Genomic DNA, 23,121 nt, shown 5'->3' on the forward strand with positions numbered 1-23,121 from the left:
GAGAAGTTCATTCATGGTCCGAAAAATTTGGTCTTGTCAGGCACGTTACTGCTGTATTCCGTCTTAATCTCGTTCCGGTACGAACGCTCGATTTTACGGACGTAGGAAAGTCTGCGAATATTCTTGACTGTCTCGTCCGCACGATCAGCGTTAACGTACATTACAACATATTGCATTCGACGTGAAATATAGTGCACACTGCCGTATTTCTCAAGGTTTCTTGCTGCTTTCACATCACTTACCCAAATAATATAACCGGTTCGTTCCGCCAGCATCCTGGTCTCGCCTCTCTTTCATCTCTATCTATTACCGCTCAGATCAGCCGCACTGGCAGCCGCCGCCGCTTGCGCACCCTTTTTTTGGAAGGGCGTTGTTGCTTGGAACTTTAATCGTGTCCGACACTGAAAATGCGATTTTCTCGGACATATTAAACAGCAGATCATCCAGGTTCTTCTCTGCAACCTTAAACCGCACAACAGCTTCAAATGCTTCAAGCTCCGCTTCTACCGCACTAACTTCATCTTTAGCCGAATGATAATTAGGGTGGAAATGACCGAACCGCTGTGTTTCCTCGAACAATTCCTTCTTGGCGTCAAGTTTATTAATCAGGGCCTGAATTCCCGGATCGTTCTCAACAGCCTGTTTCCAATATAGATAATCCGCCACCTCGACGGATGCATTAATCATGTCGCCCAATTCATAGGCGTAGGTGAGCACTTCGGCCATATCAACCGTGTTCAATTCCGATACGCTCATGATCTCATCCCGCTTCTTTATAAATTAGTCCGCCCAAAAGGTGGACTTCTTTATCATAGCATAACGGACGCTGCTTAAGAAGGGGGAAACTGCAGTTGAACACCGCCAAAATGATTGAAAAGATGCTGATTGGGAACTGTTTATTCTATAGAGAAATGGACGTCCGCCTCAGGATTGACCCGGCACAATCAGTCTCATCTCCTGCCATCCGCCTTCACTCAGCTCAATCTGTTCCGGCTTCTCCGAGTCTGATGAATATATCAGCCCAGATACCCTCCATGGATTACGGAACAGCCGTTTCGGTATAAATTCGGTTTTTTTATTTTCCATACCAAGCTCCACCTTAACTTTCCAATCCAGCGCCTGTTCCATGATTTGCTTAGCTGTTGTACTGTGATAACTGCGCCAATCCCTTGTCCACATGACAGGAATCTTTGCAAGTCCGGGAAACAGATCCTGCTTGTCCGGTATTTCGGAATCTGGCTGAAAATAATGCTCATTCCTTCCACTATATACAAGACCCGAGGATTTGAAATGATCGTAATCCCCTTTTCGGTAAAGGCTGTCCGTTCTTTCTGCTTCTGCTTGTCGATGTTCCTCTTGCCGCCATTGGCCAGCAGTCTGATCAAAACCGCCAATCTGGCGTTTAGGCGGAAGTCCGGCAACTGTAAGGATCTTTCTGATTTCGGTTACATGTTCGGGCTTTACGGCAAAATACAGGGGGCCCAGGCGATGAATCCACTCCGTTAATTTGGGATGAGCCGCGATCTGATCACCTTCTTCCACCGTTTCACACTGCATTACAGTTAGTTCCGCAAATGAAGTTCTACCCACTTCACGTCCCCACTGTGCGAGAGCTGCCGCCACATTGTCAGGTACACCAGAGAGCGCCTGGCTGACAATAAAATCAGTCACCTGTTCCGGGCTCATCCCCAGATCAGCTGCAAGCGCAACAGATCCTTTGGTAAGACGGTAAACCGACATATGGTCATCGGATACACGTTCTGCACACTGGGCCAAGCTCCAACGAACTGAGAAGGGGGTATCCGGCGGCACCATAACTTCATAATCCGGCTGAATAAATAAGTACCCTGTAGCAGAAGCAGTCCTGTCGTCGACCTCGCCTTTGAGAAATCGTCCAGCAGGTATTTTCCACCGGATCAGCAAATGTTCGTCATTACTTGTGCCTACATCAGCCCAGCCCGCCCCTGCCAGAAAACGGAGCCATGCCTTTCCTTCATCATATAATTCATTCCTGCGCTCCTTCATCTCGATACCTGCAGCCGTCATTTCGTCCAGCAGGCGGTCCACATCATACCAGACGTCTTCTCTAAAGCCCTTATGACACAATAACTGGCGTAAATGCTGACTTTCCGGATTCGTTCGACCGTATCTTTCCATAATGCTCTGAAAGAGGAGACTATTCATACGCTCCAGTGACAGATCCAGCCATTCTTGAAGTGCATCCTCCTTTAACACAAGGGCGTTACTCTCCTTGGACAGCAACCCCAGACTAAGGAGTAGGTCCAGCAGCACGGCAGCACGTGGAGGATAGGCATCCGAATGGGCATACTGCAGCCCGATGGCGGCAATATCCGATCCTGTAAGGCCCTCAGGTTCATCCAGCTTTTGAATATGCTTTTTATGTACTGTCCCTTTTGAAGTTAGCGGAAAACCACCATTCTTCGCACCGTACACCAACGCATTAAATACATCCAGAGCCAGTCCCAGCTTCGCCTCAAACGACAGAATCGCTGCAGAAACTTCCTCCAGAGTCTGGGATGGTGTAAAAAAAGCTTCCTGCACAAAGAGCAGTCTTTCCGAGGGAATGAAGTATAATCGCTCGCCCCAGGCTTTCTTGACTGCTTTCACCCATCCGTCTTGCCTGAGACCCAAGAAGGCGGTCAGCACTTCAGCCCCGATGAGTGGCGGGATATCAAGGGAAAGCAGCTTTTCCTCATCAAATACCTGGCCGGCAAAAGCAGTCCAAATCCGATACAATACGTTTTGTTCCGATGTTGGTAATTGGCGGGGTGACCTGTCTTGAATATCCATCATGTCGTACCTGCTGCCTCCTTTCCAGGCTCAGCGCCGTCCTCGAAAGCTTGAGAACCCTTATTTCCGATAGAAGGCTCCGTTACAGTCCGATACTGATAGCCCTGCTCAATAAGAAACAGTTGCCTGCGAAGTGCAAATACCTCTTCCCGGCTATCCTGTGAAACGAGCGCATAAAAGTATGCCTTGTTATCACCAGCCTTCGGACGCAGAATACGACCAAGCCTCTGTGCCTCTTCCTGTCTCGAACCAAAGCTACCGGATATTTCAATGGCCACTGAAGCGTCCGGCAAATCCACTGCAAAATTAGCTACTTTGGAGACGACAAGAATTCGCTGATCTCCTCTCCTGAAAGCAGCATACAGCTCGTTGCGCTGGTGCTGTGGCATTTGACCCGAGATGAGCGGAATATCCATCTCCCTGGAAATTGAATCCAGTTGGTTCAGGTACTGTCCTATAATGAGAGTCTGAGCACCGGAATGACGCTCTAGTAGTCTCTTCACTACGTCCATCTTCGCAGGATTTTCCGATGCCAGACGATACTGCTCGCGGGTGCCGGCATAATGGCATTGTTCCTTCAGGCTGTCCGTCATGGGTACCCTCACTTCTGCACAATCCACGGTGGCAATCCAGCCTTTTTCCTCTAACGTCTTCCAAGGCATCTCATAACGCTTTGGACCGATCAAGGAGAACACATCATGCTCCCGACCGTCCTCCCTGACCAGCGTTGCCGTTAAACCGAGTCGCCGGGTTGCTTGAATGTCTGCGGTTGCCCGAAACACAGGTGCAGGAAGCAAGTGAACCTCATCGTATATAATCAGTCCCCAACTTCTTTCGTTGAACAATTTCATATGGCGGAGCTCGTCCTCTTTGTTGTGGCGATGAGTCAATATCTGATATGTTGCCACCGTCACCGGCCGCACCTCTTTACGCTGACCCGTATACTCACCGATATCGGAAGATTGGAGCGAAGTCTTCTCCTGCAGCTCCGACATCCATTGCCGGACCGAGGTCGTATTGGACGTCAGAATCAGTGTTTCGCATTGAAGCTCCCGCATCGCCGCCATACCGATGACGGTCTTTCCTGCTCCGCAAGGAAGAACGAGTACACCGCTCCCCCCTTTTCCTCCACTGTCCCGAAACGCTTCCGCTGCCTCCTGCTGATAATCACGTAGGCGGAAAGATGTGCGATTACTTTGACCGTGCTTTGTTTCTCCTGAAGCCTCATCCGCCTTGTACAGCCTGTTTGTTCCAAGTCTGCCGGGGCCTTCTACCTCATACGCTTCACCTTGCCAATGAATCCGAAGAAACTGTCCGTCCTGATATCCGGCGTAATCCATCACGGGGTATCCAAGACGCGTCAGCTCCTGCTTCAACATCCCTCTTCGTTCCGAGGGTACCTCTGCGACCGTATTCGTCAAAAAGGTTAGTCCTGCCTTAGATAAGGAGGGCTGCAGTTTAATATCATGCATAAGTTCTTCATCCTCACATCGGAGGATAAGCGACTCTTCACGTTCTGGATGTTTCAATAGTGTGAGCTGTCCGTATCTCGATACAAGCCTTAAAATTTCCTCTAACAGTGTAGAAGGCACGTCGAAGCGGGATAGTGACTGAAGGCTCCCGCATATTTGTTCGGCATTCCATCCCGATGCTACTGCGTTCCACAAAGACAAAGGAGTAATCCGGTATGTATGAAAAGAGGACGGACTTTTAACCAAATCAGCATATCGTGACAACTGTTCACGGGCTTCTTCAAAACCGGAATGCTCCACTTCCAAGAGGATCGTCCGGTCTCGCTGGACAATGCACGGTTTGTCTTTTATCAATTGTATTCCTCCTTGGCTATTCCTATAGATTTGGCTGTATTCGCAAAAAGAAGTTCATCCCCGTCTGAATACGGATCTGAACTTCCCCAAGTTTACTATTCCCAATTTATCCCGGTTCCATGCGGCTTAGAAACGCTTGAACTCTTTCAACCTTCAGGTCATCCTTGAGCAAACTCATCTTGATAGGAGCGCACCATTTCGATCATTAGCTTTAGCCCGTGCAGCATGGCATCCTCGTCGAAATCAAATCTTGGGTGATGATGAGGATAGACAGCGTCCTTTTCTGCATTCCCCGCTCCCACAAACATAAAGCATCCCGGTATTTCACGCAAATAGTAAGCAAAATCCTCAGCTGGCATGATTTTAGGAGAAAGATGAACCTGATTCTCTCCAAAAATGCGCGGGGCCGTCCGGAAAAAGCGTTCTGCTTCATTCTCATCATTCACAACCGCAGGATAACCGCTGAGATATTCAATCGCGGTTTCCGTTCCGTATGCTTCAGCTGTCATCCGTGTGATCGACTCTAATCGGGTACGGATAAGCTTACGAGTATCTTCATCAAATGTACGGACTGTTCCGGTAATCCGGCATCGGTCGGCAATCACATTTTGGGCGGAACCGCCTTCGATCGTTCCTACCGTGACGACTGCCGGCTGCAGCGGGTCGACCGACCGGCTGACAATGGTCTGCAGCTGCATAACGAGAGCAGAACCTGCCACGACGGCATCAGCGGTCACGTGCGGCATTCCGCCGTGTCCGCCCCGTCCGATAATGTCGATAAAGAACTCATCCGCAGCTGCCATTACAGGACCGGGCGTGCTTGCTGCCGTCCCAAGCTTAAGCGGTGTCCACAAGTGCAGGCCGTAAATGACATCCGCTCCGTTTAGTGCGCCTGCTTCAATCATTCCAAGAGCGCCACCAGGGCACGCCTCTTCCGCTGGCTGAAACATAAACCGGATTTCTCCACGGACCGTCTCCTGATTTTGCCGGAAGTAAGAAGCAGCTGCCAGAAGGATAGACGTATGTCCGTCATGACCACAGGCGTGCATTACACCTGTTACAGTGGATTTGTACTCACAGCTCTTCTCATCCTGAATCGGCAGTGCGTCCATATCCGCACGCAGCACGATTGTCTTTCCAGGCTGCCCTCCTTTTAGAACCGCCATCACTCCATGACCACCCATTCCCGTGGTTACTTCGTACCCCATTTCACGTAAACGCGCCTCGACAAAAGCGGATGTCTTCTCTTCCTGAAAAGACACTTCAGGGTTCATATGTAAATAACGCCGCCATTCCACCATTTTCGGAAACAGCTGTTCCAAGTATACTTGCTCGTTCATATCGATCATCCTTCCCCCCGCCTGAACGGCTCAATCTAACCTCAGCATCTTTATCCGGCTGCAGCTTTCGCTACCTTGCGTACATCATCGGTAAGAAAAACGTCTATCGGGTAAGCGCTTCCTACTTATTTTATTTCACCGCACAATACGTCTGTTTCTTCCTCCAGTTCCCTCTGCGTGATGACCTTATCTTCCCCGGTTTGATCGTACCTCCCGAAGCTCCCACCGCCATGACGGGATCACCAAACACCGCAGAAGCCTTCATTAATTTCATTGTAGCAGAAAAAAGACGGTCTATATACTTCTTATTCTCAAAATAATCCACTCGGTTACTCCGCGCTATTCTTGTAACACCATCATGCCAGACCTTACAATTGGCGGGCTATCAGGCTTGCACAAGTTCTTGAAAAATACTATCATATTTAAAGAACTTTGTAGGGACTAATTAAGGGGGTTACTAACGCCATGATTTTTGAGAATACGGGCTTGGATGGCTTAAAAAGTGATTTGGCTTATCTCGATGAAAGTGCCGAGAAGGTAGGCTTTATCCGCTGGCAGTGGGAATACTACCGTGCTACATATGATTTGAAAATTGAAGATAAGAAGAGCGATGCAGAGTACTTCCTTCGGATCAATACCCGCGCTGTGGAAGGAAAACTGGAGAAACCCGACACCGTGCTTCAAATTGAAGCCGTTTACTTGGGAAAAGCCACATTCCCGCATGGGCTGGAATATGACACTCCGGCTCCGCAGCCTATTCTGAACGTTGCCACGAAGAAGTTGCAAGAACTAAAATTGCTGCTGGAAGCGTAACGGTAATGTTATGAAAACAAACAAACCACAGCCCAAGAGAGGGACGCCGGATTTCCAGCTGCTGATCCTTACCTTGCTGTTGGTGGGATTCGGATTGCTTATGGTGTTCAGTTCCAGCTCCAGCTTGACCGTCTTTAGCCAGAAATGGGGGCACGACCCGCTTTATTTCACCAAACGTCAACTTATTTTTGCGATTGTCGGTACCTTTGTGATGCTGGTCGCGATGAACATCAATTACAAGAAGTACAAAAAGCTATTTATACCCGTTTTTTTCTTATCGTTAATCATGCTGATCCTTGTTGTAGTCGTCGGAAAAGCTACCAACGGTGCTTCCAGTTGGTTTAATCTTGGTAAACTAGGCATTCAGCCGACAGAACTGGCCAAGATCGCCACGATTGTATATCTGGCTGCACTGATAACGAAGAAGGGGGAACGGATCCGTCAATGGAAGGGCGGTTTCTTCCCGGTTCTTATTATCGTAGGGATTGTTGCCGGTCTGATCATGCTTCAGCCCGATTTAGGTTCTACCTTTATCCTTGTGGCCACAAGCGGATTAATCATCTATGCCGGTGGCGCCAGTGTGAAGCATATTACAGCGTGTATATCGCTTGTCGCACTCGGATTGGCTTTGACGATCGGAGTCGGCTCCCTGTTCGATTCTATCTCCGGCGGAGATGTGCAGCAAGAGGCCAGCAGCAACTACAAAATGGGCCGGATTGAGGCTTACCTCGATCCCTTTAAGGACCAATCTGGTACAGGATATAACCTGGTCCAATCCCTCATTGCCATCGGGCAGGGGGGGGCGACCGGGGCTGGATATGGTGAAGGCGTGCAGAAACTTCATTATTTGCCGAACCCGTACAACGACTTTATCTTTTCCGTTATCGGTGAAGAATTTGGGTTTATAGGCACCTCGATATTTTTACTGATTTATCTGTATTTTATATGGAGGGGTATAATCGTTGCTCTACGCTGCCCGGACCCTTTCGGAACACTTACCGGCATAGGGATCATGGGTCTTATCGCCATTCAGGCATTCATCAACATTGGCGGAGTAACCAACACCATACCAATAACGGGTGTAACTCTTCCATTCATCAGCTATGGCGGATCTTCCTTGCTGGTTATGATGCTCGCCATGGGAATCATGCTTAGCATCTCTAGAGAAAGTAACCGTCCCGATAAGGAAGAACATGTAAAATCCGTCATAAAAAAAGACTACCGGGCAACCCGGTAGTCTTTTCTGATTTATATTTCCTTATTCTGATTGGCTTATTTCGCACGATATGGAATGTCATCAATCTCATCGTCCTTGAAAGCGACGCCTTCGACTTTGACATTAACTTCGACAACTCGAAGTCCTGTCATGCTCTCTACAGCTTCACGTACGTTCTGCTGAAGCATACGGCACACTTCATGTATCGGTGTCTCATACAGCACAATAATGCGCAGGTCAATCGCTGCTTCAAGTTGACCTACCTCCACTGTCACACCTTTTTGTACATTTTTGCCGCTAAGCCGTTTCGCCCAGCCTTCAGACAATCCACCGGACATTGCTGCGATCCCTGGAGTCTCCAAGGCAGCCATTCCGGCGATTTTCGAGACGACATCATCCGATATCCGAATCAAACCGTTATCCAGTTGAAGTTGTTCCGCCATGTCAAATCCTCCTTCATCCTCATTATTCGTTATTGTAAATCCTAACAGGCCTAAAAAGCAAATGCTGGTTAAAAACTTGCGTTTATTTTAGTCAAAGTTTGGGGTATATTGTAAAAGAATACTCAATTTTTTACATAGCTAAAGGTAGGTGTACGCTTTGAAAAAGTGGTTAAGTCCCGCACTGCTAGTCATTACATTCCTGCTGAGCGCAGCAGGACACTTCTTAGGTTGGAATTTTACGCTGCAGTTCATTTTGTCGGCCGTCTCGGTTATTTTTGTCGCGGGATTTCTCGGAAAAGCGACAGAAAGCGTCGCCCACTATGCCGGACAGCGGCTCGGAGGTTTCCTGAATGCGACCTTCGGTAATGCTGCCGAGCTCATCATCGCCATCCTTTTGGTAAGGCAAGGGCTATACGATATGGTAAAAGCAAGTATCACCGGTTCTATCATCGGTAACCTACTGCTCGTCCTCGGACTCAGCCTATTTGCAGGCGGTCTGAAATTCAAAGTCCAGAAATACAACGTCACTCTTGCCGGATTGAACGGTTCCCTGATGATATTAGGTATTATCGCGCTATTCATCCCCGCCGTATTTCTGAATACCCACTCCATTACGGAGTCGGACACTAAATTCTTGAGCCTGATTGTGGCCGGAATTCTCATTGCCGCCTATCTCGCGTGGCTGTTATTCTCCATGATCACACACAAAAACTATTTGGCTGATGTCAGTGACAGCAGTGATCAAGAACTTCCGCATGAACACGGTCCTACATGGTCCAAAGGGCGTTCAATCACTTATCTTATCGTGGCCACCGTAATGGTCGCCTTTGTCAGTGAATGGCTTGTCGGGGTTCTGGAGCCCGTCAGTCATGAATACGGACTTAGTGAACTGTTTGTCGGTGCATTCCTCGTAGCGATTGTCGGTAACGCCGCAGAACATAGTGCAGCCATCATGCTCGCTATGAAGAATAAAATCGGTGCGGCCGTAGAAATTGCAGTCGGCAGCAGTCTCCAAATTGCCTTGTTTGTAGCCCCTGTTCTGGTATTCATCAGCTTTTTTATGGGTGATACGATGGATATCGTATTTACGACCATCGAGCTCGTGGCAATTGGTGTGGCCGTTTTTATCGCCAAATCGATCACACAGGACGGCGCAACCAACTGGTACGAAGGACTTATGCTTCTTGCGGTCTATGTCATCCTGGGCTTCTCTTTTTATCTCGTTTAGAGCCCTGTTGTTTTGCTCATTTTCAAATAAAAGACGCGTCATACTGAGTCTTCCTCCGTATAACGCGTCTTTTGTATTTTAACCGTCTCAATAAAACCAAAACATTAAAAAAACGCATGCCGACACTCCCCCGCGCGCATGCGTTTCTATGTATCGCCTGTACTGGACAGGCTATTCGGCTTGGTTCATGGCTTCATATAACAGAGCCAGATTACGTTCCAGCTTGCTGAGCAGTTGTTTCCCCGTCACTTCCGGAAGAAGCCCGGCACGGACAGCAAAATCAACTTCTCTTGAAAATCCGTACATTTGGGTATCCAGCACTTCCTCATAGAGAGGGCAGTAACGGGTTGCCAGATTCTCCATCTGCACTTCAATGAGCTTTTGAATTTTATCTGCATCTTCATGTAGAAGACTGATCGCTTTAAGGTGAAGCTGTTCTTGCAAATCAGATGAAGTCATGATCTTCCCCCCTATGTTATTATCACTGCACGGTTACTACATCTAATATTAGACGAAATCGCAAGTCAATACAAGGACCAGTTCAAAAGTGCTCCTCAATGATATAAAAACATCCTTCCGTTTTAGGAAGGATGTTTTTCGCTGAATTTATTCAGCAACCACGGTTACATTCAAGCCATGCTTTGAAAATACGTCGATCATCGCTTTTTTTGCTTCATCGGCATCCGGACCGTGAACGTGTAGCTCATAGCTCTGGTGGCTCACCAATGTTGTGAACAAGCCCAGAATGCTCTTTACATCGATGTACTTGTTCTCAGCCTGCAAAACAATAGAAGATGAGAACTGGCCTGCTGTCTGAGAAATGTCTACAACGATCGCATTGTTATTGGACATACGAATCCCTCCGTAACTTTAAGATGTAAAGAAATGCTGTTTATTTCTCCTTCATGATACATTGAATCCGTTTTCTTATGCAACTATATTTCATTTTATTTCAGATTTTCTGGATTTAGTCCCTCAAGTTCAGGAATCACGAACATACCATCTTTACGGATCAGCACATCATCAAAATAGATTTCCCCACCGCCATATTCCGGACGCTGAATCAATACCAGATCCCAGTGGATGGAAGAACGGTTGCCGTTGTCCGTCACATCATAGGCTTGACCAGGTGTAAAATGAAGACTTCCAGCGATCTTCTCATCAAACAGAATATCTTTCATCGGTGTTAGAATATACGGGTTGAAACCGATCGCGAATTCACCGATATAACGGGCGCCTTCATCGGAATCCAGAATTTCGTTTATCCGGGCCGTATCACTGCTCGTTGCTTCTACAATTTTACCGTTCTCGAAACGGAATTTAATATTTTCAAAAGTGACACCGTTATACAGCGTCGGAGAGTTGTAACAAATCGTTCCATTAACGGAATCACGAACCGGCGCAGTGTATACTTCTCCGTCTGGTATGTTCTTCTGACCAGAGCATTTTTCAGCTCCAATCCCCTTAATCGAAAAGCTAAGGTCTGTTCCAGGACCAACAATACGGACCTTGTCGGTCTTTCTCATCAGTTCCGCCAACGGATCCTGTGCACGATCCATCTTGGAGTAATCTAGGTTGCATACGTCAAAGTAGAAGTCTTCAAAGGCTTCTGTGCTAGTGTTAGCCAGCTGTGCCATGCTCGCATTCGGATAACGGAGAACTACCCATTTCGTGCGCTTCACACGCTCTTCACTATGTACAGGATGCGAGTACAGGGAGTTGTACAGCTTCATGTTCTCTTCCGGGACATCGGACAGATCGTTTACGTTCTCTCCTGCACGGATACCGATATAGCAGTCCATCTGTTTCATCCGGTTCAAGTCCAGTTCAGCCCACAGTGTAAGTTGCTCTTTCGTAGCATTCTTCAGCATTGCACGCTGTACCGTTTTATCGGTCAGCTGGACAAAAGGGTGACCTCCCTTTTTCCCAACTTCTTCGATAATGGCATTAAGCAGATCACGTTCTGAGCCGATCATCTCGATCAGCACATTCTCACCTGGTTGCATATCCACCGAATAACCAACCAGGTTTTCGGCTAATTTCTGAATTCTTGGATCACGCATTCATATAACCTCCTTGAGCTGATTTGCCTGCTTGTTCTCAATTGAACAGCGGTAAATTCATTATTATATTGTATCACGGTAAAAGGTGTGACGTCAGCCGCCACCGGAAAATTATCGGAATTCCGAAAAGCTGATGTCCGACACCATCGTTTCGTCCCACTTACGCCCGGAAGGATCTTTATAAGAAATTTTACGCTCTGAGGACAGTTTTTGGGGCAGGTATGATTTTTTGTTTACTGTCAAATGAAAAACGGTCGAAACATCTGTATTGGAAAGTAACCGGTTTAACTCCTGATTCTCCCGCTCCCACACTGCTTGAAGTCTCTCTCGTGCCTTGGCGTTATCTGAGTAGAGTAAGTCGCCCTTTTGGTCCATACGATTACGAAGTTGCTTCATTTGCCCGTTCAGCGCTTCACTCAGCATCTTCCGGGAAGCTTCAGGAGCCAGTTCAATCCGGAGCACTTTGGTACCACGCGCTGCACCATACTCCTCTGCTACTTTTTTATCGGTATCACCGATGTATTGAAGCTGTTCCAAGGGATTCAACCGTGACATCCAGTCACCATTCGAGTAGCCGGAGGCAAGGGGCCGCCAAGCGCCCTTCTCATATTTCATCTTCCCCTTCAAACCGTCCATGCTCATACTTCCAGCGGAATACGTTGAGGCTGTAGACGAAGAAGGGGGCGATTTAGCAGTCGTTAAAGTGAGTAGGTTATGATTCTGAAGCTGACCTTCAAAAGCGACCGTCTGCTTAAAAATACCGCTGTCCCCGTTCCGGATCGCCGCATCTCCTTTAAACGTAAAATTATCCACTCCTTCCAACCCGGCAACTGCCCGATTAAAAGATTGTTCAGCAGAAAGCTGCTCCATTCCGCAGCCCTGTACACAGAGCGTCAAGCTCAGCCAAAACATCATATTGCGAAAACGTAAAATTGTTCTGTATCCTATCATCATGATCAGCCTTTCGTATATTCATCCCTCTTAGGCTAACCGTCCCTTTCCCATTTATACAAAAAAAGCCCACCGGCATATCACAGCCGCTGGGCTTCCTTTATTCCTCCGAAGTATCGGTTTTTTCAACCACAATCCGATTTCGCCCGCTGTTCTTGGCTTCGTAAAGCGCCATATCCGCACGGTAAAAAAGAGATTCAACACTAATTCTGTCATGCATCCAGTTCCATTCCGATATGCCGCAGGAGACGGTCACTCTCGGCTCTGTCTCATCCGCAACCCTTAAACGTATGCGCTCAGCCACCTGAAGTGCCTGCTCAATACCTAAGCCGGGAAGGTAAACCGCAAGTTCTTCCCCACCCCACCTGGCAGCAATGTCACTTTGCCGGATGGACGTTCTTACGATACCGCTGACCTGCTTTAATATTTTATCGCCACGCTGGTGCCCAAAAGTATCGTTCACCTGCTTGAATTGGTCAATATCGACCACGATTAGCGAGCCACAAAAATCACGGCTTTGGCATTCATGTATAGCTTCATCGAGATAATGCCGAGCATAAAGCTCTGTCAGCATGTCCCGATTCGCCATCCGTCTTACCTCCGCATGCAGGGAAGCATTCCCTACCGCAAGTCCGATATGGCTCGTTAGCGCTTGAAGCAGGCGGTAGTTATCGTAAGAAAAATAATGTTTTTTTCTGTGGGTCAACAATATAACGCCCTGTATTTCCCCATTTACGGTCAGAGGTGTCGCGATAGTTGAATTGGATCCCGTCGTATCCATCAGCTTGGATACCGCAGGACGTTCTTCCGTGTAATCCGCCAGGATCAGAGGCTCTTTTGAATGATATACCAGCCCTCCCAAGCCATAATCTTTCTCGAACATTTCTTTAGTCAGCCACGCGGCATTACACGACATGACCTCCAGTCCACCAAGCTCCTCGTTATAACTCAGAATACAGCAATACTCTGCGGCCAATATTTTACGAAGTTCCTCATTGGCAAACTGATAAATGTCCGCCAACTGCAAACTTTTGTTCAGCTGCTGGGTCAGTTCGTTGATCATTCGCAGTTCGTGGATCATCAGGTTCGACTGCTCGTACAACTTGGCATTTTCGAAAGCCGTCCCTGCGGCATCCGCCATCATACCAAGCAGATCAAGATCCATATCCTCCATTTCCTCACGCTTGACCACAAGGTGAAGAACACCATAGACACCCTGCTTTCCCCCTACGGGAACACCGATTTCTATTAGTCCCTGCGGCTGATCCCGATTCTCGCAAATAGTCAGGGCACCTTCCATAAAGGTTCGGACATACACTTTTTCTTGCCAATGGTGCAAAAGCAAAGGACGTACCAATGGATGGCTGCTCTGGTGATCCTGCGACATGAACAGCTTCACGTTCACGTTTGGATAAAGGTCAAGAACGCTGACCAGCATTTCAGTAAGTACCCCGTCCACATTAATCTGGGCATGCATTCGCTTCACAACTTGAAACAGGACAGAGCGTCTGCGGGCTTCCCGCTCTGCTTGGCTATGAATTTTAGCCAAATCTTCTACAAATATGCATTCAAAACGGCGGTAAAAACAAGCGCGAAGCATTAACGCTGCCGCTTCTGTCATAAATTGAGCCTGTTCTTTCCCTATCTCTGCAGAAGAGACACTGATCAGTACAGCAAACAAATCACCGTGAGTTCTTGAAAACACAGGAGACGCACATACAATTTTGCCGCCAAGACGGTCTTCACTGCTACCAGCCGCAGCCGCTCTTATCTCCAAGGCTCGCTTTAAAGTGCTGTCATCCCCGGCTGAGAAATATTCCTGCAGCATGGGATCTCCAACCAACCATTCCCCAGTCGAACTAATGACAGCCCAATCAGCCTTGGATACCATTTGGAGCCCTGCGCTCTCCTTCATCCACTCTTCAAAACTCTCTTCCATTAACTGCTGAAGATAGGGGAAGTCTGAAGGTGTTATATCCATCGTCTGGTGCCACACATAAGACTCCGTTTTAGGAATTCGCCCGGGACCGTTAAACATGGCCGTAGAACCGGGAGAGCTTTCAGAAACTTTCCGTTGTTCTTCTGACATAAAGGGCGCTCCTTTGCACCATTATAAAGGTCTGTCTAAAGACCCAGTATTCCGGTTTAAATGCGCAAGCCTTCATCTAACCAATGCCTGCGCGACTGCGACGTAGTAACCCGCCGCTTTCCTTCTCACTGTTAAGCAGTACAGCAACATAGTATGTATTCTAGATTAAATCAATAATTTACTATTAATCTTATATTACTCTTTTCTACCCAATTTTGCATTATAATTTCGGAGTTTCACTCATATTTTTTAGGTCCATGGTCCTATCGACAAAATTAGACAAAGGTTATAGGAATCTTCAACTTGACTTTATATCACCATTTCATATAATATTTATTGTTGAACAAGAATGCAATGCATTCCATTTGAATTGGGCGGAACGTTGTGTCACCCTCACGATATTTGTTGCTGACAGGACAGCGGCTGAACTTTCCCGTCAGATCTGCCGGATACCATACCGGACAGTAATAAACAAATACGGCGCAAATAGAGCCCTAAATGAAACTTAATTACAAAGGAGTCTATATTACATGGCACGTTACACCGGTCCTAAATTTAAATTAAGCCGTCGTGTGGGCATCTCCCTCAGCGGTACTGGCAAAGAATTGAAACGCCCTTTTCCTCCAGGACAACATGGTCCTAACCAACGGAGAAAAATGAGCAACTACGGAATGCAGCTTCAAGAAAAGCAAAAACTGCGCCATATGTATGGTTTGGGTGAGAAACAATTCCGCACCCTGTTCGATAAAGCAACAGGCATGAAAGGTATCGCCGGTGAGAACTTTATGTTCCTGCTTGAGAGCCGTCTGGACAACCTCGTTTATCGTCTTGGCTTCAGCAACTCCCGTGCAGGTGCTCGTCAACTGGTTGCACATGGTCACGTAACTGTAAACGGCAAAAAAGTGGACATCGCTTCTTTCGCTGTTAGCACAGGCGACGTAATCGGTCTTCGTGAAAGAAGCCGCGGCCTTTCTGCAATTAAAGATGCTTTGGCTAACCGCGTACATCTTCCTGCTTACCTTGAATTCGATGAAACTGCAATGGAAGGCAAGTACATCCGTCTGCCAGAACGTTCCGAATTGTCTCAAGATATCGACGAGAAACAAATCGTCGAATTCTACAACCGTTAAGATTGATTTACAAAACCCGGAGGTTTTACTTCCGGGTTTTTCTCTGCCAATAAAGACAGATACACCAGGATTCTCTCCCAAAATGATAGGAAGAGCTTCCTCAGGTGCACCTGTCTTTTTTTTGTCAAATATACTTTTAAAAATACTGCGAATGGCCCCCCCACCGACTCTGTAAACATCTTTTTACCCTTCTACTGAGGTCCTTCTAAGCTTTTTTCGTTATGCGCTTTTACCATTATTTATAATACAGCAATTCCAAAAAAATAAACTTCCGTAAAATGGGAACGACAGGATGCGATATGATGATTCAAAACCGTCAATTTATGCTATAATAGGTGCGTTAAAAGGAGGAGTAACATTCATGGTTGAGGAGAAAAAACAGGAGCCTGAGAACAAGCGCCCTCCGAAAAGATCCATTGGACGAAAAATTGGATCTGTACTGGGCTGGCTCTTTGTGATTGGTTTGATGGGAACGCTGTTCATCGGAGGATCCGTCTTAGGGTACGTAACCTCTATCGTTAAAGATGAACCCGTAAGATCAAGAGCTCTCATCGAACAAAAGATGGACGATAACGCCGTCACTGGCTTCGCCTACTTTGGCGACGGCTCCCCTATTGGACAGCTCCGGACAGAAGAAGACCGGCGACCCGTAAAACATGATGAAATTCCCCAAATTGTCATTGATGCGGTTGTATCCATAGAAGATAATCGTTTTTATACACATAAAGGGGTAGACTTCATGGGCACTGCCCGTGCTGTAAAGCAGCGCCTCTTGAATGAGCCTATTCAGACAGGCGGCAGCACACTTACACAGCAGCTCGCAAGGCAAGCCTTTTTAAGCCGCGACAAGACAAGTGACCGGAAAGTGAAAGAAATTTTACTATCATTCCGCTTGGAACGTTTTTTAAGCAAGGAACAAATCATAACGGCCTACTTGAACAAAGTACCTTACGGGAATGGTTCAAACGGCTATAATGTGTTCGGAATCAAAGCAGCGTCTAAAGGTATTTTTAACATTAGCGATCTTAACAAACTGAACATTGCCCAGGCGGCCTATTTAGCAGGTCTTCCCCAGCTCCCTTCCGCTTATTCGGCTTTCAACGGTATCGGGGAGTTTGATGAGAAGTCATTTAAACGTGCTATGAAACGACAAGGGCTCGTGCTTGATCGTATGCTGGAGGAAGGTAAACTCACTCCGGCCGAGCATAAAGAAGCAAAAGCTTTCGACATTAAAAAATCTCTTGCTCCACGTACCCAAAAGGCATATGTTACCTACCCATATCTGATGATGGAGGTTGAACGTCAAGCTTCCAAAATTATTATGGAGCTGAACAATCCGAAAGTCGATGGGGAACAAACGAAAGAAAACGGCGATTTGATGGATGAGGCACGGTCTGAGCTGAGCACCGGCGGCTATCGAATATACACGACCATAGACCGCACAATTTATGGTGCGATGCGGAAGATTGCGGAAGATGACAGCAACTTCTTTCCCGACAGTGAAACCAAAGGGAAAGAACAAACCGCCGCAATGATGATCAACAACAAGACCGGCGCCATCCTTGGTATGATTGAGGGCCGGGATTTTAAAACAGAAGAGATGAACTACGCTACCCAGATGGTCCGTCAGCCGGGATCGGCCATGAAACCGATTGCCGCTTACTTGCCTGCGCTTGATTCAGGTAAGGTTCAACCAGGCAGCATTGTGGATGACTCTCCGGTTATTTTGAAGGATGGTTCGAACGGCTATCATATCCCGAAAAACGTAAACTGGCGCTATAAGGGTCTTATGACCGCGCGAGAAGCGCTGAACCACTCAACGAACACCGTCGCGCTGAATCTATTCAACAATGTAATCGGCATTGAGAGTGCCTTGGAGTTCTCTAAAAAACTCGGTATTACCACCCTAGTGGAAAGGGACTATGCCGCAGGTACCGGTGTTATAGGCGGACTTACTCACGGCACGTCTGTTGAGGAGTTGACTAATGCCTATAGCGCAATCGGTAACCAAGGGAAATTTACAGACGCTTATTTAATCGATAAAATTGTGGATTCTAATGGCAAGATTGTATATAAACATGAGACTAAACCTGTTCAGGTATTTTCTAGTCAGACCGCTTACCTGATGACCGATATGATGCGTACCGTTATAACCAACGGATCAGGCAGCACTGTGCGGGACAACTATAAGCACTTCAATAAAGTACCGGTAGTCGGTAAGACAGGTTCAAGCCAAGACTATGGAGACAGCTGGTTCTTAGGCTACTCTCCCGACATTACTTTGGGTGTGTGGGTCGGCTATAAGCATTCCGTAAATACGCTGGATAAACCTCAACGAACCCATGCACAAAGCATCTGGGCCAAGGTCATGAATGAAACGATCAACCTTAAACCTGACCTGTTCCCAACAAAAGAGTTTAAAAAACCTGAAGGTATCGTGTCCAAAACCGTATCAGCATACAGTGGAAAGCTGCCAACTGAGCTGACTGACAAGTTTGTTACGGATCTGTTTAATGCAAAGTTTGTACCTACGGAAAGAGACGACAGCCTGGCCAAAGCCAAATATATTACTTATAAAGGCGCTAATTATATTCCTAGAGATGGAACGCCTGAAGAGTTTCTCAAAGAGCAGATCGTCATTAAACGGGTAAAGCCGATCGATGAACTGATCAAGGAGCTTGAAGCTGCATTCGCTGTCATGCGTGGAGGTCATGAGTCGTTGCAATTCTACATTCCAGAGGATGCCAACAAAGGCATGCCGACTAAGGTCGACCCGAGAGTGGATGATGGAAGAGCACCAACTCCTCCGAAAAACTTAAACTACTCCAAGGGTGTTATCACCTTTTCGCCAAGTGGATCACCTGATGTTGTTGGCTACAGACTGTACCGTTCCGCAAATGGCGGTCCGTTTATGAACCAAGGTCAAGTTGTTATGGCAGACGGTACGAAACAATTTACCACTTCTGGGGGCTCAAATGTAACCTACTACATTGTTGCAGTGGACGTCGCAGGAAAAGCCTCTGAGCCAAGTGCTATCGTTGGAAACAGTCCTGTCCCTGATCCAGATCCAACACCAGATCTGGGCAATGAAACTGACGGCGTTACACCTGATGAAGGAACGGAAGAAATTCCTGACACTGGTCCTCAGGGACCAACCTCTATGCCTCAACAGCCGGGACAGCCAACGATCCAGGCTACACCTGACGGATTCCGGGCAACTTGGAGCGCTAACCCTTCTGAGGATGGAGTAACCTTGTATAACGTCTATTTCAGTCCTAACAATGACGGGATCTATCAAATAATCGGAACAAGTCAAACCAACGAATTCCACTCCAGTAATAGTTCCCCAATCAGCGGGACGTTCCGGATTACAGCTGTAAATCCAGTTGGAGAATCTTCAGCTTCACCAACGGTATTTTTCGAAAAAAATTAAACCAATCTATGCAATAAGGGCCACCTCTATAGCAGAAATATCTGCTCATAGAGGCGGCCCTTGTTATTATTCAACGAAGTATACGCAAAACCTCTATCGACGTAACTCAAACAAGACAGACCGCTCTTAGCGGTAGTTTTTCTTGCGAGAGAGACGTAATTTACTCCGATGTTTACACTTTCTTATCTCTTGAAAAATAAAGAGCAGTCGCTTGAGTCGTGTAAGACTCAAGCGACTGCTCTTTCATTTAAGTAATTAATCCTCAATCGTCGACAGATCGCCTGTTGGCAGATCCAGCTCCCATGCCTTCAGAACACGGCGCATGATTTTACCGGAACGGGTCTTTGGCAATTTATCTTTAAATTCGATTTCCCGCGGGGCAGCATGCGCTGACAATCCTTCCTTCACAAAGCGGTAAATCTCGTCCTTGAGCTCCTGTGTAGGCTCATAACCTTCACGGAGCGAGATAAAGGCCTTGATGATCTCGCCTCTTGTTACGTCAGGCTTACCGATAACACCTGCTTCTGCGACCGCAGGGTGCTCTACCAGCTTGCTCTCCACCTCAAAAGGCCCGATCCGCTCACCGGAAGAATTAATGACATCATCAATCCGGCCCTGGAACCAGAAATATCCTTCTTCGTCCATGTAAGCAGAGTCACCGGAAACGTACCAGCCCGGAATTCTGAAATATTCCTCATATTTAGCAGGATTGTTCCAGACCTGTCTCATCATGGACGGCCATGTTGTTTTGATTGCGAGGTTGCCCATCGTGTATGGCGCCACCTCTCGTCCTTGATCATCGAGAATGGCTGCGGTTATACCCGGCAGCGGTCGGCCCATGGATCCAGGCTTAATCGCCATGCTCGGATAGTTACAAATCAATTGTGCTCCAGTCTCCGTCATCCACCATGTATCATGAATACGCTGCTTGTAAGCTTTATAGCCCCAGCGCACCACCTCAGGGTTCAGAGGCTCTCCTACAGACAACACATGACGCAGATTGCTCAGGTCGTACTGGGAGATCAAATCAGAGCCTGCACCCATCAGCATGCGAAATGCGGTGGGAGCACTGTACCATATCGTTACCTTATACTTCGCAAGCGTTCCATACCAGTCCTGGGGACTGAAACGACCGCCTCGAATAACATTCGTTGCCCCATTGAGCCAAGGCGCAAAAATACCGTAAGATGTTCCGGTAACCCAGCCCGGGTCCGCAGTACACCAGTAAATATCATCTTCTCGCAGATCCAGAACGACCTTACCTGTGTAGTAGTGCTGAATCATAGCATTCTGCACATGATACACGCCTTTAGGTCTGCCTGTCGAACCAGATGTATAATGCATGATCAATCCGTCTTCTCGATCCAGCCATTCGATCTCCAGATCAGACGAAGCACCTTCCATTGCACTGAAAAAATCGATAATTCCCTCGTCCTCCGGCGTATTCTCGCCGACAACGAATATATGCTTCAATTCCGGCAGCTCATCTCGTTTCACACGAGACAACAGAGCAGGGGTCGTAACGAGTGCTACGGCACCGCTATCCTCCAGCCGGTCCTTAACAGCTGTTTCCATGAACGCTTCGAACAATGGGCCAACCACAGCCCCTACCTTCAAAATACCAAGCAAGCTGACATAAAGCTCAGGTGAGCGCGGCATAAAGATGAAAACTCTCTCGCCTTTTCCTATTCCGTATTTACGGAGAATATTTCCGAATTTATCGGACTGCTCCTTCAATTGGGCGAAGGAGATGGCTTCATCACGCGATGCGTCACTATACAGCAGCGCTGTCTTCTCTCCCCGTCCTTCGGCTACATGCCGGTCAATTGCTTCATAAGCCATGTTGACTTTCCCTGTCTCATACCAAGTGAAATGGCGTTCGATCTCATCCCAGGAAAACTGGGCGACCGATTGCTCGTATTTGTTCATGTTCGAACTAGATACTTCACTAGGCAGTACTTCGCTATGCGTTTGATTCATGATTGCATCCTCCTCATTCTTAAATCGTTCCCCTACTTGTGGACAGCGCTTACAAATGATATGAATGTAACTATAGAATTCACAAACGGCAGGTCATCTTGAGGCTCAAGTCATCGTGCATTGACCTAAGATTTTCGAGAGAAAACTCGAAAGTCAATGATATAATTGTGAAGGTTTTATGTCGAAGTGATTATATCATAGGTTAGGAATTCCTGTCATTGCTTTTCATTTTTTTATTTTTTTGCTATAAGTAGGTTATGTACTTGAAAGGAGCGTACCGGATGGAACACTGCAAGCTGTACAAGTCTCATCTCTTGTTTCCTGAAGACCGCCGCCTGATTATTGAAGGCCCAGTACCGCCCCAGCGTATCTCAGAGCTGACGATGCACCCTGATCTCAATGCCTTTCGCCGTCCTGCGGAACAGCATGAAGCGCTGATTGAAATAGCAGAACTGCCTGAAGGAAGAATTATTATTACCCGCGACGGAGAAACCATTGTCGGATATGTGACCTTTCACTATGCTGATGAACAAGAGCGATGGTCCCAAGGAAAAATGGAAGATTTGATCGAGCTCGGAGCTATTGAAGTAGCGAATGATTACCGTTCATTAGGACTAGGCCAAAAAATGATTCAGACTGCTTTTGAAGACGGACAAATGGAGCAGTATATCGTATTTACAACTGAATATTACTGGCATTGGGATCTCAAAGGAAGCGGCCTGAACGTATGGGATTACCGTAAAATGATGGAACGGCTGATGAAAGTCGTAGAGATGGAATGGTATGCTACCGATGATCCGGAAATTTGTTCCCATCCGGCGAACTGTCTCATGGTGAAGATCGGTAAACAGGTACCTCTATCCTCGCAAGAACAGTTTGACCGAATACGATTCCAGCAACGGTTTATGTATTGATTAAATTTAGATATACTTAATGGAAACGGCGCTGCCATCCTTTTATGGATGGCAGCGCCGTTTCAACATGAATATATGAAATGCAAAACTTTATATTTTACAGATGATTTAATATATGACTGACAATAGAATGAGATCGCTGGGAAGCTTTAACGGTGAATTCTGCAAAATTAACATGTGCGGATCCGTCAGCTTTATCCGACATAGAACGAATAACGACGTAAGGCACACCATTCATATGGCAGACCTGAGCTACAGCAGATCCCTCCATCTCCGCACAGGCACCGTTCAGCTGCTCATACAGCGTTTGTACAGTGTCTCTGCTGGCGATAAATTGATCTCCAGATAATACCTTCCCCACAAGGTAACCTTCCGCTGCAAGCTCCTTACAAGCGGTCTCAGCGAGGCTGATCAGGTGCTCATCTGCTAGAAAATCAGAAATGCTCTGGTATGGTATCACACCCCGTTCATAACCAAGAGGCGTCACATCCATATCATGCTGCATGCAGGAAGAAGAAATGACAATATCCCCAATATTCAATCTTGGATCAAGCGCGCCCGCCACACCCGTAAACAACACTTGGGATACACCGAAATAATCGATCAATATTTGAGTCGTCACTGCGGCATTTACCTTACCTACACCTGACTTACATACCACTACTTTTCTCCCTTGCAATGTGCCAGCTACGTAATTCACTCCTGCTTTCGACACTTTTTCACTACTATCCATTTGAGCCAAAAGCAGCTCAATCTCTTCGTCCATCGCACCAATCAGACCAATTATAGAAGTTGTCATAATTCTTTATGCCCCTCCACTCTTTCATATACCAGCATATACGCACTCTAATTTCCAGGACGTAAGCCGTACAAAGACTTCAAAT

Annotated in this window: 20 protein-coding genes; 6 read left to right on the forward strand and 14 right to left on the reverse strand. The window is 47.0% G+C overall.

Features of this window, described 5'->3' with window-relative positions; genetic code table 11:
- Nucleotides 1-11: 11 nt before the first annotated feature.
- The 6 genes from B9N86_RS19630 to B9N86_RS19655 all read right to left on the reverse strand — a co-directional run bounded on the left by B9N86_RS19630 (nt 12) and on the right by B9N86_RS19655 (nt 6,251).
- Nucleotides 12-275, reverse strand: coding sequence for a YlbG family protein (locus tag B9N86_RS19630; RefSeq protein WP_208914816.1), 264 nt, complete (start codon nt 273-275; stop codon nt 12-14).
- Nucleotides 276-318: 43 nt separating this feature from the next.
- Nucleotides 319-756: a YlbF/YmcA family competence regulator gene (locus B9N86_RS19635; protein WP_208914817.1), complete on the reverse strand. Its 438-nt coding sequence runs from the start codon at nt 754-756 to the stop codon at nt 319-321.
- Nucleotides 757-924: 168 nt separating this feature from the next.
- Nucleotides 925-2,814, reverse strand: a complete 1,890-nt coding sequence (locus B9N86_RS19640) for a helicase-associated domain-containing protein (protein WP_208914818.1) — start codon at nt 2,812-2,814, stop codon at nt 925-927.
- Entirely contained in the window at nt 2,811-4,637 is a 1,827-nt protein-coding gene (locus B9N86_RS19645; protein ID WP_208914819.1) for a DNA repair helicase XPB, read from the reverse strand. The genes B9N86_RS19640 and B9N86_RS19645 overlap by 4 nt, the downstream gene beginning before the upstream one ends.
- Nucleotides 4,638-4,795: 158 nt before the next feature.
- Complete coding sequence (locus B9N86_RS19650; protein WP_208914820.1) at nt 4,796-5,977, reverse strand: M20 family metallopeptidase; 1,182 nt, start codon at nt 5,975-5,977, stop codon at nt 4,796-4,798.
- Between the two features lie 130 nt (nt 5,978-6,107).
- On the reverse strand, nt 6,108-6,251 hold the full coding sequence (locus B9N86_RS19655) for a hypothetical protein (RefSeq protein ID WP_208914821.1): 144 nt from the start codon (nt 6,249-6,251) through the stop codon (nt 6,108-6,110).
- Nucleotides 6,252-6,442: 191 nt separating this feature from the next.
- Between B9N86_RS19655 and B9N86_RS19660 the strand changes: the two genes are divergently transcribed.
- The gene (locus B9N86_RS19660; RefSeq protein ID WP_208914822.1) at nt 6,443-6,790 is read left to right on the forward strand and encodes a YugN family protein; all 348 of its coding nucleotides are present in this window, start codon (nt 6,443-6,445) and stop codon (nt 6,788-6,790) included.
- Between the two features lie 10 nt (nt 6,791-6,800).
- Nucleotides 6,801-8,027, forward strand: a complete 1,227-nt coding sequence (gene ftsW / locus B9N86_RS19665) for a putative lipid II flippase FtsW (protein ID WP_208914823.1) — start codon at nt 6,801-6,803, stop codon at nt 8,025-8,027.
- A 35-nt stretch (nt 8,028-8,062) separates the two neighbouring features.
- On the opposite strand, the gene B9N86_RS19670 is transcribed toward ftsW, so the two are convergent.
- Entirely contained in the window at nt 8,063-8,449 is a 387-nt protein-coding gene (locus tag B9N86_RS19670; protein WP_208914824.1) for an Asp23/Gls24 family envelope stress response protein, read from the reverse strand.
- A gap of 157 nt (nt 8,450-8,606) precedes the next feature.
- Here B9N86_RS19670 and cax point away from each other — a divergent pair, with 157 nt between their 5' ends.
- Nucleotides 8,607-9,677 carry a calcium/proton exchanger gene (gene cax, locus B9N86_RS19675; RefSeq protein ID WP_208914825.1) on the forward strand — a complete coding sequence of 357 codons (1,071 nt, stop codon included), beginning with the start codon at nt 8,607-8,609 and terminating at the stop codon, nt 9,675-9,677.
- Nucleotides 9,678-9,848: 171 nt separating this feature from the next.
- Here cax and B9N86_RS19680 read toward each other — a convergent pair whose 3' ends face one another.
- From B9N86_RS19680 to B9N86_RS19700, 5 genes are all read right to left on the reverse strand, one after another.
- Nucleotides 9,849-10,136 (reverse strand): Fpa/YlaN family protein, encoded by a 288-nt coding sequence (locus tag B9N86_RS19680; protein WP_208914826.1) that lies wholly within the window; start codon nt 10,134-10,136, stop codon nt 9,849-9,851.
- Nucleotides 10,137-10,283: 147 nt separating this feature from the next.
- A complete protein-coding gene (locus B9N86_RS19685; RefSeq protein WP_208914827.1) occupies nt 10,284-10,529 on the reverse strand; it encodes an HPr family phosphocarrier protein in 246 nt (81 codons plus the stop codon).
- A 95-nt stretch (nt 10,530-10,624) separates the two neighbouring features.
- Nucleotides 10,625-11,740, reverse strand: coding sequence for an aminopeptidase (locus B9N86_RS19690; RefSeq protein ID WP_208914828.1), 1,116 nt, complete (start codon nt 11,738-11,740; stop codon nt 10,625-10,627).
- Between the two features lie 111 nt (nt 11,741-11,851).
- Entirely contained in the window at nt 11,852-12,655 is an 804-nt protein-coding gene (locus tag B9N86_RS19695) for a hypothetical protein (RefSeq protein WP_208914829.1), read from the reverse strand.
- Between the two features lie 136 nt (nt 12,656-12,791).
- On the reverse strand, nt 12,792-14,780 hold the full coding sequence (locus tag B9N86_RS19700) for a sensor domain-containing diguanylate cyclase (protein WP_208914830.1): 1,989 nt from the start codon (nt 14,778-14,780) through the stop codon (nt 12,792-12,794).
- Nucleotides 14,781-15,310: 530 nt separating this feature from the next.
- On the opposite strand from B9N86_RS19700, the gene rpsD reads away from it, so the two are divergent.
- A complete protein-coding gene (gene rpsD, locus B9N86_RS19705; RefSeq protein ID WP_208914831.1) occupies nt 15,311-15,910 on the forward strand; it encodes a 30S ribosomal protein S4 in 600 nt (199 codons plus the stop codon).
- A 361-nt stretch (nt 15,911-16,271) separates the two neighbouring features.
- The gene (locus B9N86_RS19710) at nt 16,272-19,343 is read left to right on the forward strand and encodes a transglycosylase domain-containing protein (protein WP_208914832.1); all 3,072 of its coding nucleotides are present in this window, start codon (nt 16,272-16,274) and stop codon (nt 19,341-19,343) included.
- Nucleotides 19,344-19,598: 255 nt separating this feature from the next.
- Here the strand turns inward: B9N86_RS19710 and acsA are convergent, their stop codons facing one another.
- Nucleotides 19,599-21,323 (reverse strand): acetate--CoA ligase, encoded by a 1,725-nt coding sequence (acsA, locus tag B9N86_RS19715; RefSeq protein WP_208914833.1) that lies wholly within the window; start codon nt 21,321-21,323, stop codon nt 19,599-19,601.
- Nucleotides 21,324-21,604: 281 nt separating this feature from the next.
- Here acsA and B9N86_RS19720 point away from each other — a divergent pair, with 281 nt between their 5' ends.
- Nucleotides 21,605-22,237 carry a GNAT family N-acetyltransferase gene (locus B9N86_RS19720; protein ID WP_208914834.1) on the forward strand — a complete coding sequence of 211 codons (633 nt, stop codon included), beginning with the start codon at nt 21,605-21,607 and terminating at the stop codon, nt 22,235-22,237.
- A 97-nt stretch (nt 22,238-22,334) separates the two neighbouring features.
- Here the strand turns inward: B9N86_RS19720 and B9N86_RS19725 are convergent, their stop codons facing one another.
- Entirely contained in the window at nt 22,335-23,036 is a 702-nt protein-coding gene (locus B9N86_RS19725; RefSeq protein ID WP_208914835.1) for a 5'-methylthioadenosine/adenosylhomocysteine nucleosidase, read from the reverse strand.
- Nucleotides 23,037-23,121 lie beyond the last annotated feature (85 nt).

It is taken from the genome of Paenibacillus uliginis N3/975, from assembly GCF_900177425.1.
In the GTDB taxonomy this organism is placed as follows: Bacteria; Bacillota; Bacilli; order Paenibacillales; family Paenibacillaceae; genus Paenibacillus_AQ; species Paenibacillus_AQ uliginis.